The sequence below is a fragment of the Duganella sp. HH101 genome (assembly GCF_001758795.1).
GTDB classification, from domain to species: domain Bacteria; phylum Pseudomonadota; class Gammaproteobacteria; order Burkholderiales; family Burkholderiaceae_D; genus Rugamonas; species Rugamonas rivuli.
Window position 1 is genome coordinate 164,276 of sequence record NZ_LRON01000014.1, and the last position, 14,606, is coordinate 178,881.

Consider the following 14,606-nt stretch of genomic DNA (forward strand, 5'->3'; position numbering starts at 1 on the left):
TCAAACCGGCATGATAACCCGATCAGGCCAACAGCTTGAGCCGGGGCTTGGCGGCCACCTGCGGCGCCGGCGCCACGGCGACGCGCCGCACCGCCACACCACCCTGCAGCTTGAACACGGCCATCGCCTGCGACACGCACCGCGTCTGCTGCGCCAGATTGCCGGCGGCGGCGGCGGCTTGCTCCACCAGCGCCGCGTTCTGTTGCGTGATGTCGTCGATCTGTATCACCGCCTGGTTGACCTGGTCGATGCCAACGCTCTGCTCGCGCGTGGAGTTCGAAATCTCTTCCATCACGCGCGACACCCGGTCCACCGACTCGATCACCTGGTTCATCGTTACGCCGGCGCTGTTGGTCAGCACCGTGCCGGCCTGCACCTTGCGGATCGACTGGTCGATCAGCGTCTTGATCTCCTTGGCCGCCGTGGCCGAACGCTGCGCCAGGTTGCGCACCTCGCTGGCCACCACGGCAAAGCCGCGTCCCTCTTCGCCGGCGCGCGCCGCCTCCACCGCCGCATTCAGCGCCAGGATATTGGTCTGGAAGGCGATGCCGTCGATCAGGCCGATGATGTCGAGCACCTTGTTCGACGAGGCGCTGATGTCGTCCATCGTCGACACCACCTGCGACACGATGCTGCCGCCCTGCGCCGCCACCGCCGACGCTTGCCCGGCCAACTGGTTGGCGCTGGCGACATTGCTGGCGCTCTGCTGGACGGTCGATGTCAGCTGCTCCATGCTGGCCGCGGTCTGCTGCAAGCTGGAGGCCTGCGACTCCGTGCGGCCCGACAGATCCAGGTTGCCGTCGGCGATTTCCCCGGTCGCCACCGAGATCTCGTCGAAGTTCGCGCGCACGTCGCCGATGATGCTGTGCAGATTGATATTGGTCTGCCGCAGCGCCGCCAGCAGCTGGCCCATTTCATCGTCGCGCTGGACATCGAAGGCCGCCGTCAGGTCGCCGCCCGCCATCATGCGCGCAGCGCGCGTCGCCTGCCGCAGCGGCAGCGCCACGTTCAGATACAGGCTGCGGCCGAACCACACCATGCCCAGCATGGCGCACAGCGCCAGCGCCCCCAAGCCGCTGCGCACAGCGGCGACGCCCGCGTCGCCCAGGCCCAGCAAGGCAAAAGCCAGCACGGCAAGCACGCCGCCGGTCAGCAGCGTCGCCGCGCCGATCTGGCGCGCCAGCGACATCCGCATCAACCCCGCCAGCCGCGCCACAATGCCGGTCCCCACCGCGCGTCCGTTGACGATGCGCAGCCGCTGCGGATTGCCGGCCTTGAACTGGCGGTACAAGGCATCGGCCTCGCGCACCTGCGCGCGGCTGGGCTTGGTCCGCACCGACAGATAGCCGACCGGCTTGCCCTGCTCGATCACCGGCGTCACGTTCGCCAGCACCCAGTAGTAGTCGCCGTTCTTGCAACGGTTCTTCACCAGCCCGGTCCACGGCATGCCGCTGCGGATGGTCTGCCACAGATCGGCAAAGGCTTCGACCGGCATGTCCGGATGGCGCACGATATTCTGCGGCGCGCCCAGCAGCTCCTGTTCGGTGTAGCCGCTGACCTCGATGAAATACGGATTCGCGTAGTTGATATTGCCCTGCAAATCGGTGCTGGAGACAATGGTCTTGCCGTCTTCCATCAGGTATTCGTTTTGAGTGACTGGACTGTTGATGCGCATGGCCGTTCCTTAATTATCGTTATGGAAGGGGCGTGCCGGGGTTTGGGGAGCGCCATCGGCCGGTAGCCGATGAGTCCAGAATAGGGGGGGGATCCCTGCGCAAAAGTCACCAATTGTCGCCGGGAATGTTAACCACCAGTTTTTACTGCGGATTTTTGATCTAGATCAATTTTCCTGTGCGCAAACGCAACATATCTCAATCCGGCTTGAAGTTTTGGCCCAAAGACATTGGTTTATTCAGCAAGATTGCTTGCGGATTGCGGCAAATGATGACTAGTACAACGATAGTGGCGAGGTAGGGCAGCATCGCCAGGAACTCCGACGGGATATCGAGCCCCATGCCCTGGCCGTGGAACTGCAGCACCGTCACGCCGCCGAACAGATAGGCGCCCACCATCACGCCGCGTGGCTTCCACGTCGCGAACACCACCTGCGCCAGCGCGATCCAGCCGCGCCCCGCCGTCATGCCCTCGACCCACATCGGCGTCAGCGCCAGCGACAGGTAGGCGCCGCCCAGGCCAGCCATGGCGCCGCCGAACAGCACCGTGCCGTAGCGCAGGCCGATCACCGGATAGCCGATCGCATGCGCGCTGTGCGGCGACTCGCCCACCGCGCGTATCACCAGTCCGATGCGGGTACGCGCCAGCATCCAGCCGACCAGCAGCACCAGTGCGACAGAACCGTACACCATTGCGTCAAAACGGAACAGCAGCGGCCCGACGAACGGCACATCCGACAGCAGCGGGAAGTGCAGATGCGGCATCGGCTCCACCGTCTGCCCCACCAGACCGCGCCCCATGAAGGCCGACAGTCCGATGCCGAACAAGGTCAGCGCCAGGCCGGTGGCCACCTGGTTGGTTTGCAGCGTCAGCACCAGGAAGCCGAAGATCAGCGACATCAGCATGCCGGCCGCAATCGCCGCCAGCAGCCCAAGCCACATCTGCCCCGTGCCCAGCGTGACGCCGAAGCCCACCACCGCGCCCACCAGCATCATGCCCTCCATGCCCAGATTGAGCACGCCGGAGCGCTCCGTCACCAGCTCACCTATCGAGGCCACCACCAGCGGCGTGGCGGCGCCCGCCGTGCTGGCGAGGAAGGCGATTAACAGTTCGGTGCTGATCATGCGGTTTCTCCGGCGGTGACAGGCAAGCGGCGATGGTGCGGCTTGAAACGATAGTGGATGAACAGGTCGGCGGCCAGCAGGTAGAACAGCAGCAGGCCCTGGAACATGCCGGTGATCGCCGACGGCACCTGCAGCTCGATCTGCGCCGTCTCGCCGCCGATGTACAGCAGCGACATCAGCACCGCCGACAACACCACGCCCAGCGGATGCAGGCGGCCGACGTAGGCGACGATGATGGCCGCAAAGCCGTAGCCGGCCGACACCGACGGCTGCATCTGCCCCAGCGGCCCCGCCACCTCGCCCACGCCGGCAATGCCCGACAGCGCGCCGCTGACCATGAAGGCCAGCCACACATTGCGCGGCTCGCTGAAGCCGGCGTACAGCGCGGCGGCCGGCGCCATGCCGCTGACCTGCATGCGGTAGCCGGCAAACGTGTGCTTGCAGAAGAACCAGGCCGCCCCCGCCGCGACCAGCGACAGGATGAAGGCCGCGTTCAGCCGCAAGCCCTCCACCAGCAGCGGCAAGGTGGCCGAATCGCTGAACATTTTCGACTGCGGGAAGTTGAAGCCGGCCGGATCGCGCATCGGCCCGTGCACCAGGTAGCTCAGCAAGTGATACGACACGTACACCAGCATCAGGCTCACGAGAATCTCGCTGGTGTTGAAGCGCGTGCGCAGCAGCGCGGGGATGGCCGCCCACAGCATGCCGCCCAGCGCGCCCGCCGCCAGCATCAGCGGCAGCACCCACCATGCCTGCACCTCGTCGAAATATAGCGCCACCGCGCCGGCAGCGATGGCGCCCACCGTCAGCTGGCCGTCGGCGCCGATGTTGGCGACGTTGGCGCGGAAGCCTATCGCCAGGCCCACGCCGCACAGGATCAGCGGCGTCGCCTTCAGCAGCAGCTCGCCCACGCCGTACAGCGTGGTCCACGGCTTGATGAAGTAGACGTAGAAGGCATGCAGCGGTTCCTGCCCCAGGAAGAAGAACAGCGCGGAGCCGGTCAGCAGCATGGCCGCCGCCGCGATCAGCGGCGACGCCAGCATCATGCGGCGCGAAGGTTCGGGACGTCGTTCAAGCCGCGACATGGTCTGCTCCCTGGTGATCGAAATCGCCGCTCATCCACACGCCGATCTGGTCGATGCTGGTGGCGGACGCCGCCACCGCCTGCGACAAACGGCCGTCCGCCAGCACGGCGATGCGGTCGCTCATCATGAACAATTCGTCCAGCTCCTCCGACAGCACCAGCACCGCCACGCCCTGGTCGCGCATGTCGATGATGGCCTGGCGTATCAGCATGGCGGCGCCGATGTCCACGCCCCACGTGGGCTGCGCGAACACCATCACCTTCGGCGCCAGCGCGATCTCGCGGCCGACAATGAACTTCTGCAGATTGCCGCCCGATAGGCTGGCCGCAGCCGACTGCTCGCCGCCGCATTTGACGTTGAAGCGCTCGATCACCTTGCGCGCGAACTCGCGCACCGCGCCGCGCTGTATCAGCCCGCGCCTGACCATGCCGGTATTGGCGGCCGGCAGATAGCCGGTCAGCAGCGCGTTGTCGGCCAGCGACAGCTCGGGCGCGGCGCCGCGTCCCAAGCGCTCTTCCGGCACGAAGCCCAGTCCCAACTGGCGGCGTTGCGCCGCATCGAGCTTGCCCACGTCCCGCCCGCACAGGCGGATCGCGCCGCCGCCCACAGCCAGCGGGCGTTCGCCGGAGATGGCTTTCAACAGCTCCTGCTGGCCGTTGCCGGAGATACCGGCGATGCCGACGATCTCGCCGCTGCGCAGCGCCAGGCCGACATCCTTCAGGCGCGTGCCAAACGGATCGTCGCTGCGCACATTCAGCCGGTCGAGCGACAGCAGCACCTCGCCCGGCTCGCGCGGCCGATGCACGCAGACGGGAAGTTCGCGGCCTATCATCAGCTCCGCCAGCGATTTGGCGCTTTCCTCTTTCGGATTGGCGGTGCCGGATACGCGCCCGGCGCGCAGCACGGTGGCCTTGTCGCACAGCGACTGGATTTCATCGAGCTTGTGGCTGATGTACAGGATGCTCACGCCTTCGGAGGCCAGGCGTCGCAGCGATTCGAACAGCTTGAGCACCGCGTCCGGCGTCAGCACCGACGTCGGCTCGTCCATGATCAGCAGGCGCGGCGACTGCAGCAGGCAGCGCACGATCTCCACCCGCTGCCGCTCGCCCACCGACATGCTGTGCACCAGCCGCTGCGGGTCCAGCGGCAGGCCGTATTGTTCGGACACGGCGCGGATGCGCGGCGCCAGCGCGGCCGGCGTCACGTGGTCGTCCAGCGCCAGCGCGATGTTCTCGGCCACGGTCAGCGTTTCGAACAGCGCGAAGTGCTGGAACACCATGCCGATGCCCAGCTTGCGCGCATCGTGCGGCGAGTGGATGTGGACCTGCTTCCCCTCCCACATGATCTGGCCTTCATCGGGCTTGGTCACGCCGTAGATGATCTTCATCAGCGTGCTCTTGCCGGCGCCGTTCTCGCCCAGCACCGCGTGGATTTCGCCGGGCATGACGGTCAGGTCGACGGCGGCGTTGGCCACCACGGAAGGGTAGATCTTGGAGATGCCCAGCATCCTCAGGCGCGGCTCTGTCATCGGCGCTTCCGTCATCGGCTTCCCTCATCGTATACAAATTGAATACAAAAACAGACGCAATTTACATGCCACGCACGGCGCACCGGAAACGCGCCGTTTTGGGCGGGAGAGTGCACTAAATATGACACACTTCCTCCCCAAAAACGTGCGCAACGCTCGAAAATGAGGACAGAACAAAGTCGTTTCGTACACAATACAAGACAGCTTCGCAGCGGATTGTTGTACACGATGTAGTTAGCATGGTTCCTGCTTTATGCAGTGTGAGCACCACCCTCACGGAGAATCGAACAATGCCATCACCAGGCAAACGCCAACCCCGCAAGGCCGCCCACGAGGCCACCGCTGCGAACGCGCCTGCCGCCGCCATCAAGCGCGGCACCACCGCCGTCGACCTTCGCATCTACCGCGCCGTCGTCAACGCCGTCATGAGCCACCGCCTGCCGCCCGGCACCCACCTGGGCGAAGCCGACTTCTGCGAGCTGTATCAAGTCAGCCGCACCACCGTGCGCAAGGCGCTGCAACGGCTGGCGCACGACCACATCATCGAGCTGCGGCCCAATCGCGGCGCGGTGATCGCCTCGCCCACGCCGGAGCAGGCGCGCGACATCTTCGCCGCCCGCCGCGCCATCGAAAGGGAGATCGTGCCGCTGGTGATACGCCACGCCACGCCTGCCTCGCTCAAGCAGATACGCGCCGCGCTGCATGCCGAGGACCAGGCCCGCCGCACAGGCGACCGCGCCGGCTGGATACGCCTGGGCGGCGAGTTCCACCTGCTGCTGGCGGAACTGGCCGGCAACCAGGTGCTGCAGCGCTTCATGGCGGAGCTGGTGTCGCGCTGCTCGCTGATCATCGCGCTGTACGAAACCCCGGGCGCCCCGATGTGCGAGAACGACGAACACCAGGACCTGGCCACGCTGATCGAGCAGGGCAAGGTCAGGGAAGCCACCCATTTGATCGAGCACCACCTGCAGGAAATCGAAGCGCGCCTGCATTTGAATGAGCAGGACAAGAAAGTGAACCTGGCCGAGGCGCTGTCCGGCTTCTAACGCCGTGGCCCGAGAATTGCTAGGGATTGGATACAAAAGAAGTTTTTATAAACCGTGCTGTCCTCTGAATGGAGTTCAAAAAAAATGTCGCCACTTGTCACCCGCACCGCCCTCGCCCTCCTTGCCAGCTGCGCCTGCGCAGCCCACGCCGCCGACTGGAGCGACACCTCGCTGAGCTACCGCTACGGCACCAAGTTCGCCGAGCCGTTCAACAACAAGGACATCACCAAGAACATCGTCAACCTGTCCAGCGTTTCCGGCTACAAGTACGGCAAGAACTTCTTCAGCGTCGACTTCCTGATGTCGTCGGAAGTGGATCCATCGTCGGCCGGCGCCAAGAGCGGCGCGCACGAAGCGTACGCGCTGTACCGCCACACGCTGGACCTGGGCAAAGTCACCGGCAGCAGCTGGGCCTTCGGTCCGGTGCGCGGCGTCGGCGCCACGGCGGGCTTCGATTTCAACAGCAAGACCGACGCCGGCTACAACTCCAAGAAGCGCATGATCGTCGCCGGCCCCACGCTGATGCTGGACGTGCCGGGCTTCCTCGACGTCAGCCTGTTCGCGCTGTGGGAGAGCAACGCGCCGTTCAACACCTTCACCGGCGCCGCCACGCCGCGCTACGCCTACAAGACCCACCCGATGCTGACCGCGGCATGGGGCATCCCGTTCAACATCGGCATCCCGCTGTCGTTCGAAGGCTTCGCCAACTTCATCGGCACCAAGGGCAAGAACGAATTCGGCGGCGACACCGCGCGCGAGACCAATATCGACATGCAGATCATGTACGACTTGAGCGGCGCCGTCGGCGCGGGCAAGAACACCTTCAAGGTCGGCATCGAGTACCAGTTCTGGAAAAACAAGTTCGGCAACTCCGACACCAACAACCCTGGCGCCACGGCGAAAACGCCGATGGTCCGCGCCGAATACCACTTCTAAACCCCGCCACTCAAAGGAAAACCGCATGATGAATCGCCGCACAATGCTGGCCATGGCCGCCGCCATCTGCCTGTCCGCCTCCGCCTCTGTCTTTGCGGCGGAGCCGCTGAAGATAGGCTTCGTCTACGTCGGCCCGGTCGGCGACGCCGGCTGGACCTACGCGCACGACCAGGGCCGCCTGGCGATGGAGAAGGAGCTGGGCGCCAAGGTCAAGACCACCTACGTCGAAAACGTGCCGGAAGGCGCGGACGCCGAACGCGTGATCCGCAAGCTGGTCGCGGAGGGTAACAAGCTGATATTCACCACCTCCTTCGGCTATATGAACCCGACCGAGAAGGTTGCCAAGGCCACGCCGGGCGTGGTGTTCATGCACGCCACCGGCTTCAAGACCGGCAAGAACCTGGGCACCTATGAATCGCGCCTGTACGAAGGCGCCTACCTGAACGGCGTCATCGCCGGCAAGATGACCAAGTCCAAGACGCTGGGCTTCATCGCCTCCTTCCCGGTGCCCGAGGTGATCCGCAACATCAACGCCTACACGCTGGGCGCGCAGAGCGTCAATCCCGGCATCAAGACCAAGGTAATCTGGGTGAACTCGTGGTACGACCCGGCCAAGGAACGCCAGGCGGCGGAAACCCTGGTGGCGCAAGGCGCGGACGTGATGGCGCAGAACACCGACTCGCCGGCCACGCTGCAGGTGGCGCAGGAAAAAGGCGTGTACGCGTTCGGCTGGGATTCGGACATGTCCAAGTTCGCGCCGAAGGCGCACCTGACGGCGGCCACCAACAACTGGGCGCCCTACTACACCGAGACCGCCAAGGCGGTGCTGGCGGGCACCTGGAAATCCGGCGACTACCACGGCGGCATGAAGGAAGGCATGGTCAAGATGTCGGTGCTGAACGCCGTGGTGCCGGCGGACGCGGCCAAGGCCTTCGAAGAGAAGAAGGCCGCGCTGGCGGCCGGCACCTTCGCGCCGTTCACCGGCCCGATCAAGGACCAGTCGGGCGCCATCAAATACGCCGCCGGCGTGGTGGTGCCGCTGAAAGACCTGCTGTCGATGAACTTCTACGTGCAGGGCGTGGACGGCGCGATTCCGAAGTAAACCCCGGGGGTCAAGTCTGACATTTGGACACGAACTCGACTGTGGCAAGCCACTAGGGTTGAGCCCGTGTCCAAATGTCAGACTTGACCCCTTTTTTATGATGCATTCCACGCAAGCCGGGATCATAATTGGGATCCCGGCCTGGTGGAGAGCACAGTGGCATATCCGACAAAATTGCAAAGGTGGCGATCGGCTCTGCGCGATGCGGCGCTCGTCGTCTGTGCCGCAATATTGGCCGCCTGCGGCGGCGGCGGCGGTTCCAGCGTGGCGGAGACGCCCGCGCCGGTCACGCCAGTCACCCCGGCAGTGCCCGGCTCCTACGACGATACGCTGGCCTATTCCAGCCTCGCCAGCGCCTCGCTGTCCGCTCCCAATGAAAACGCCGCCGTCATCGCCAGCCATATCCAGCTGGGCGGCCAGCAGTTCAACTACACCGCCACCACCGGCCACCTGACCGCCACCGACGCCCGCACCGGCAAGGCTTCCGCCTCGTTCTTCTACGTCGCCTACACCGTGCCCGGCGCCGATCCGGCCAAGCGGCCCGTCACCTTCTTCTACAACGGCGGCCCCGGTTCCGCCTCCACCTACCTGCACCTGGGTTCGTTCGGCCCGCGCCGGCTGGTCAGCACCATCCCCAGCGCCGCCATCGTCACGCCGCAACTGGTCGACAACCAGGAAACCCTGCTGGCGCAGTCGGACCTGGTGTTCGTCGACGCCATCGGCACCGGCTACTCGCAAGCCATCGCGCCCAATACCAACCAGACCTTCTGGGGCGTGGACGCGGACGCCGCCGCCTTCCGCGATTTCGTGCAGCGCTACATCGCCGTCAACAAGCGCGAGGCCTCGCCGAAGATCCTGTTCGGCGAATCCTACGGCACGCCGCGCACGGCGGTGCTGGCCAACCTGCTGGAAACGGCCGGCGTGCCGGTCGCCGCGCTGGTGCTGCAATCGTCGATCATGGACTACAACAGCAACTGCGGCGTGCTCGACCCTGGCGCCATCAGCTGCGAGGGCTACATCCCGACCTACGCCGCCACCAGCGCCTACTACCAGCTCGGCACGCCGCTGCCGACCGACTTCAGCGCCTACGTGCAGCAGGCGCGCAGCTTTGCCGCCGGCGACTACCGCAGCGCCATCTCGGCCTACCTGGCGAGCAAGGTGGCGCCGCCGGCCGCCGTGATCGGCCAGCTGGTCGGCTACACCGGCCTGCCGGCGCTGACCTGGCAGCAGAACTTCGACATGGGGCCGGACTACTACCAGCGCAACGCCGTGCCCGGCAAGCTGGTGGGCCGCTACGACGCCCGCGTGTCGGCGGCCAACGGCAGCGCGCTGGCGGCCGGCGGCGATCCTTCGCTGACGGTCATCAATTCCGCCTTTGTCAGCGGCATCGCCAGCTACCTGGCGGGCGAGCTGCACTACAGCGCCCGTTCCGCCTACATCAGCAGCAACGACATCGTCGACCGCTGGAACTTCAGCCACGACGGCCGCCAGTTGCCGGACACGATACCGGACCTGGCCGCCGCGATGACGCTGAATCCTAAAATGAAAGTCCTGGCGGTGAACGGCTACCACGACCTGGCCACGCCCTTCCACCAGACGGAGCTGGACCTGGCGCGGCTCGGTGCAAATCCGCAAATTGTGCTCAAATATTATGCAAGCGGCCATATGACGTATCTAGACGACAGTGCGCGCCGCGCCCAGCAAACGGATTTGATTAATTTCTTCAATAGCGTCACAGTGGCACAATAAGCCATGCGCCAGGCTGACCATACGGCGCGGGGGAGTCGATCATGAAGCAACTTTTCCAATTCGCCATGCTGGCCGCCGCCGTGGCCTGCGGCTGCGCGCACGCCCAGGCGCCGCAGCCGGACGCCGTTGTTCCGGCCATGATGTCGGCGCCGCTGCATCCCGATCCCTACATCCCGCCGGCCATGCGCAAGCCGCCGCGCGACGGCGCCTCCGGCCCGGTGCTGCAATACCAGGCCATGCAAAAACTGAAGAAACGCTTTGAAGAAGCCGACCTGGACGGTAGCGGCAGCCTGAGCCGTGAGGAGGCGCGCAAGGCCGGGCTAGGCTTTGTCGAAAAGAACTTCGACCATATCGACACCGCCCAGCGCGGCGTGGTCAACTTCGAGGATTTGAAAGCCTTCATCATCCAGCGCCGCGAGGAAGCGCGCTCGCGCTGAACGGCCGGCGCTCAGGCCGGCGGCGCGTCGCGGCGCGGCAGGGTCAGCGTGAACACCGCGCCCTCGCCCACCACGCTGCGCACGGCCAGCGTACCCTCGTGCACCTCGGCCAGCTCGCGCGAAATATACAAGCCCAGCCCCAATCCCGACGGCGCCTCGTTGGCGACGCCGCGCTCGTATGGCTCGAAGATTTTCTCCTGCAACTCCGGCGCGATGCCGGCGCCCTCGTCGCGCACCTCGACCCGCACCTGTTCCGGCTCCACCCGCAGCGTCACATGCACCGGCTTCTGCGCGCCGTAGCGCAGCGCATTGGTCAGCAGGTTGACGACGATCTGCTCGATGCGGAACTCGTCCCACCAGCCGCTGACCGGCGTGCCGGCATCCAGGCTGATGCTGCTGCCGGCGGTGGCGGCCTGCGGCGTCAGATCCTGCACCAGCCGCCCCAGCAAGCCCGACAGCTCCACCCATCCCGGCCGCAGCGACAGCTTGCCGCTGCGGATGCGCGACACGTCCAGCATGTCGTCGATCAGGCGGATGATGCTCTGGATCTGGCGGTCGTCGCGCGCCACCATGCGCTGCAGCTGCTCGGCGCCGAAGGCCGCCATATTGCCGCGCTCCAGCTGCATCTTGCGCAGCTGGGTCTCCAGGTACAGCGTGTTGAGCGGCGTGCGCATCTCGTGCGACACCATGGACATGAACTCGTCGCGCATCGCCAGCGCGCGCTGCAGCCCGGCCTGCGCCGCGTTCAGCTGGGCCAGCGTGCGCTCCTGCTCGCGGCGCGCCTCTTCCAGCGCCTCGACCTGGCGCCGCACCGCATCGCGCTGCTCGTACAGCGACACGAAGACCTGCACCTTGCCCTTGACCGCGCGCGCGTCCAGCGGCTTGTACAGCACGTCCACCGCGCCCGCCTCGTAGCCCTTGAACGAGTAATTGAGTTCCTTGCCGGCCGCCGTCACGAACACGATCGGGATCTGCCGCGTGCGGTCGGTGCCGCGCATCAGCTCGGCCAGTTCGAAGCCGTCCATGCCCGGCATCTGCACATCGAGGATGGCCATGGCGAAATCGTGCTGCAACAGCAGCGCCAGCGCTTCCTCGCCCGAGCCGGCCTGGAAAATCTCGCGCCCCTCGCCGCGCACGATGGCGTTCAAGGCTTGCAGGTTCTCCGGCAGATCGTCGACGATCAGCAGTTTGGTCGGGTGCTCGGCTTGCATCAATTCGTCTCCAGCATCAACAACAGTGTTTGTATGGCGTCCAGCGGCAGGACCAGGTCCGGCCGGTGCAGACGTATCGCTTCCCTCGGCATGGTCGCCACTTCGGCCTGCTCCGGGTCTTGCACCACGGTCAGGCCGCCGGCGCGGGCGATGGCGGCCATGCCGGCGGCGCCGTCATGGTTGGCGCCGGTCAGCAGGATGCCCAGCAGCGCCGGGCCGTAGACGTCGGCCGCCGATTCCATCAGGTAATCGATGGCCGGGCGGGCGAAGTGCAGCGGCGCCTCGCAGCTGAGGGAAAAACTGCGGTCCGACTCCACCGACAAATGGTAGCCCGAACCGGCAAAATACAGCGTCCCGGACGACACCGCTTCCTTGTCGGCCGCCTCGCGCACCGGCATCGCCATGCGCTGCTGGAACACCTCGGCCAGATGGCTCTGGCGGAACTCCGGCAGGTGCAGCAGCGCCACCACCGCGCGGCCGTAGTCCGCCGGCAGCCCCGGCAACAGTTGCAGCAGGGCGCCGACGCCGCCGGCCGAGGCGCCGATCACCACCGCTTCCACGGTGCGTCCGGCCAGCGCGGCGCGGATCGCGGGCAGGTGCGCGCTCATCGCTTGCGGAACACGCGCTCGCGCTTGTTCACCGGCTCGAAGGCCGGCGCGTAGGCGGAGAAATCGATGCTTTCCTTGCTGCCCAATCCCAGGAAGCCGCGGTGGCACAGCGACTCGTGGAACAGGCCGAAGGCACGTTCCTGCAATTTCTTCTTAAAGTAGATCATCACGTTGCGGCAGCTGATCAGGTGCGTCTCGGCGAACACCGCGTCGGTCGCCAGGCTGTGGTCGGCGAAGGTGACGTTGTCGCGCAGCGCGCTGTCGAACAGCGCGGCGTTGTAGGCCGCCGTATAGTACTCGGAAAAACTGCGGGTGCCGCCGGCGGCCTGGTAGTTTTCCGTGTACTCGCGCATCGCGTCCAGCGGGAACACGCCCTTGCGCGCCTGCTCCAGCGACTGCGGATTGATGTCGGTGGCGTAGATCATGCTGCGCTCCAGCAAGCCTTCCTCCTTGAGCAGGATGGCCATCGAATACACTTCCTCGCCGGTGCTGCAGCCGGCGATCCAGATCTTCAGCGACGGGTAGGTGCGCAGCACCGGCATCACGTGTTCGCGCAGCGCGGCGTAGTAGGTCGGGTCGCGGAACATCGACGTCACCGGTATCGTCAGGTATTGCAGCAGCGCGCTGAACGCGGCCGGCTCGTGCATGATGCGCGCCTGCAGCGCCGAGATGCTGTCGCATTCCATCTCGCGCAGCGCGTGCAGCACGCGGCGCTTCTGCGAGGCGCCGGTGTAGTCGCGGAAATCGTAGCTGTACTTCATGTAGATAGCTTCCATCAACACTTTGAGCTCGATGTCGGTATCGCTGTGCTGCATCATCATTTAACCCCGTTCGCCGTTCGGCATCCACACCCGCAGCAGCGAGTACAGGCGCGACAGGTCGATAGGCTTGGCCAGGTAATCGCTGGCGCCGGCCGCCAGGCATTGCTCCTGGTCGTCCTTCATGGCCTTGGCGGTGATGGCGATGATCGGCAGGCGGGCGAAGCGCGCGTCCTGGCGGATGTGGCGCGTCGCTTCCAGGCCGTCCATGCCCGGCATCATCACGTCCATCAGCACCAGGTCGATGTCGCTCACCTCGTTCAGCTTGGCGATCGCCTCGAAGCCGTTGCGGCCCACCTCCACCAGCACGCCCTTGTGCTCCAGCGCGCTGGTCAGCGCGAAGATGTTGCGCACGTCATCGTCCACCAGCAGGATGCGGCGGCCTTCGAACACGCGGTCGCGCGAGCGCACCGTGCGCAGCATGTCCTGCCGCTCGCTGGACAAATCGGCCTCCACCTTGTGCAGGAACAGCGTCACCTCGTCCAGCAGGCGCTCCGGCGAACGCGCGCCCTTGATGATGATGGAGCGCGAATACTTGTGCAGGTCGGCCTCCTCGGCGCGCGACAGGTTGCGGCCGGTGTAGACGATCACCGGCGGGAAGGCCGCCAGCGACGCCCCCGCCATGCGCTGCAGCAGCTCGTTGCCCTGCATGTCGGGCAGCTTGAGGTCGATGATCATGCAGTCGTAGATGGTGGTGCGCAGCAGCGCCAGCGCTTCCTCGCCGCTGCCGACGGCGACGATGTCGACATCGTCGTCGGCGATCAGCTGCACCACGCTGTCGCGCTGGCGGTCGTCGTCCTCGACCAGCAGCACGCGCTTGATCTTCTGCGTCAGTTTGCCTTCGATGAGGCGGAACACTTCCATCAATTGCTCGCGCGTGGCCGGCTTGAGCGCGAAACCGATCGCGCCCAGGTGCAGCGCGGCCTCGCCGTTGTCGGAGCCGGACACCACGTGCACCGGGATGTGGCGGGTCTGGGCGTCGTCCTTCAGCAGCTGCAGCACCGACAGGCCGGAGCGGTCCGGCAGGCGGATGTCAAGCAGCACCGCGTCCGGCCGGTATTCGCGCGCCAGCGCCAGGCCCTCGTCGGCGTCGAAGGCCACCAGGCAGCGGTAGTTTTTCTCGTGCGCCAGGTCGTACAGGATGCGGGCGAAATCGGCGTCGTCCTCGATCACCAGCACCTTGCGGCCGCCGGCCTCGCCGGCCATGCGCTCGCGGTCGTCGGCGAAGGCGCGCACGCGCGGCGCGGCGGGCGCGGGCACCGGCGACGGCAGGACCGCGCCGCCGGCC

Annotated in this window: 13 protein-coding genes; 5 read left to right on the forward strand and 8 right to left on the reverse strand. The window is 66.0% G+C overall.

Annotation, left to right across the window (positions count from 1 at the left end):
- Positions 1 to 22: 22 nt before the first annotated feature.
- The 4 genes from DUGA2_RS21655 to DUGA2_RS21670 form a co-directional block, all read right to left on the reverse strand.
- Complete coding sequence (locus DUGA2_RS21655) at positions 23 to 1,675, reverse strand: PAS domain-containing methyl-accepting chemotaxis protein (RefSeq protein WP_070271545.1); 1,653 nt, start codon at positions 1,673 to 1,675, stop codon at positions 23 to 25.
- Positions 1,676 to 1,871: 196 nt separating this feature from the next.
- Complete coding sequence (locus DUGA2_RS21660; protein WP_070271546.1) at positions 1,872 to 2,798, reverse strand: ABC transporter permease; 927 nt, start codon at positions 2,796 to 2,798, stop codon at positions 1,872 to 1,874.
- Positions 2,795 to 3,883, reverse strand: a complete 1,089-nt coding sequence (locus DUGA2_RS21665; RefSeq protein ID WP_070271547.1) for an ABC transporter permease — start codon at positions 3,881 to 3,883, stop codon at positions 2,795 to 2,797. The genes DUGA2_RS21660 and DUGA2_RS21665 overlap by 4 nt, the downstream gene beginning before the upstream one ends.
- A complete protein-coding gene (locus tag DUGA2_RS21670) occupies positions 3,870 to 5,411 on the reverse strand; it encodes an ABC transporter ATP-binding protein (protein WP_083296410.1) in 1,542 nt (513 codons plus the stop codon). The genes DUGA2_RS21665 and DUGA2_RS21670 overlap by 14 nt, the downstream gene beginning before the upstream one ends.
- 290 nt (positions 5,412 to 5,701) lie before the next feature.
- Between DUGA2_RS21670 and DUGA2_RS21675 the strand changes: the two genes are divergently transcribed.
- From DUGA2_RS21675 to DUGA2_RS21695, 5 genes are all read left to right on the forward strand, one after another.
- Entirely contained in the window at positions 5,702 to 6,457 is a 756-nt protein-coding gene (locus DUGA2_RS21675; RefSeq protein WP_070271549.1) for a GntR family transcriptional regulator, read from the forward strand.
- An 84-nt stretch (positions 6,458 to 6,541) separates the two neighbouring features.
- A complete protein-coding gene (locus DUGA2_RS21680; protein WP_070271550.1) occupies positions 6,542 to 7,393 on the forward strand; it encodes an outer envelope protein in 852 nt (283 codons plus the stop codon).
- A gap of 25 nt (positions 7,394 to 7,418) precedes the next feature.
- Complete coding sequence (locus DUGA2_RS21685; protein WP_070271551.1) at positions 7,419 to 8,495, forward strand: BMP family ABC transporter substrate-binding protein; 1,077 nt, start codon at positions 7,419 to 7,421, stop codon at positions 8,493 to 8,495.
- Between the two features lie 156 nt (positions 8,496 to 8,651).
- Positions 8,652 to 10,244: a S10 family peptidase gene (locus DUGA2_RS21690; protein ID WP_083296408.1), complete on the forward strand. Its 1,593-nt coding sequence runs from the start codon at positions 8,652 to 8,654 to the stop codon at positions 10,242 to 10,244.
- A gap of 41 nt (positions 10,245 to 10,285) precedes the next feature.
- Positions 10,286 to 10,681, forward strand: coding sequence for an EF-hand domain-containing protein (locus DUGA2_RS21695; protein ID WP_229212386.1), 396 nt, complete (start codon positions 10,286 to 10,288; stop codon positions 10,679 to 10,681).
- 11 nt (positions 10,682 to 10,692) lie between these two features.
- On the opposite strand, the gene DUGA2_RS21700 is transcribed toward DUGA2_RS21695, so the two are convergent.
- The 4 genes from DUGA2_RS21700 to DUGA2_RS21715 form a co-directional block, all read right to left on the reverse strand.
- Positions 10,693 to 11,892 (reverse strand): hybrid sensor histidine kinase/response regulator, encoded by a 1,200-nt coding sequence (locus DUGA2_RS21700; protein ID WP_070271552.1) that lies wholly within the window; start codon positions 11,890 to 11,892, stop codon positions 10,693 to 10,695.
- A complete protein-coding gene (locus DUGA2_RS21705; protein WP_070271553.1) occupies positions 11,892 to 12,500 on the reverse strand; it encodes a chemotaxis protein CheB in 609 nt (202 codons plus the stop codon). The genes DUGA2_RS21700 and DUGA2_RS21705 overlap by 1 nt, the downstream gene beginning before the upstream one ends.
- The gene (locus DUGA2_RS21710; RefSeq protein WP_070271564.1) at positions 12,497 to 13,315 is read right to left on the reverse strand and encodes a protein-glutamate O-methyltransferase CheR; all 819 of its coding nucleotides are present in this window, start codon (positions 13,313 to 13,315) and stop codon (positions 12,497 to 12,499) included. The genes DUGA2_RS21705 and DUGA2_RS21710 overlap by 4 nt, the downstream gene beginning before the upstream one ends.
- 6 nt (positions 13,316 to 13,321) lie before the next feature.
- Positions 13,322 to 14,606 (reverse strand): response regulator (locus DUGA2_RS21715; protein WP_141753335.1); only part of this gene is annotated, 1,285 nt, incomplete at its 5' end.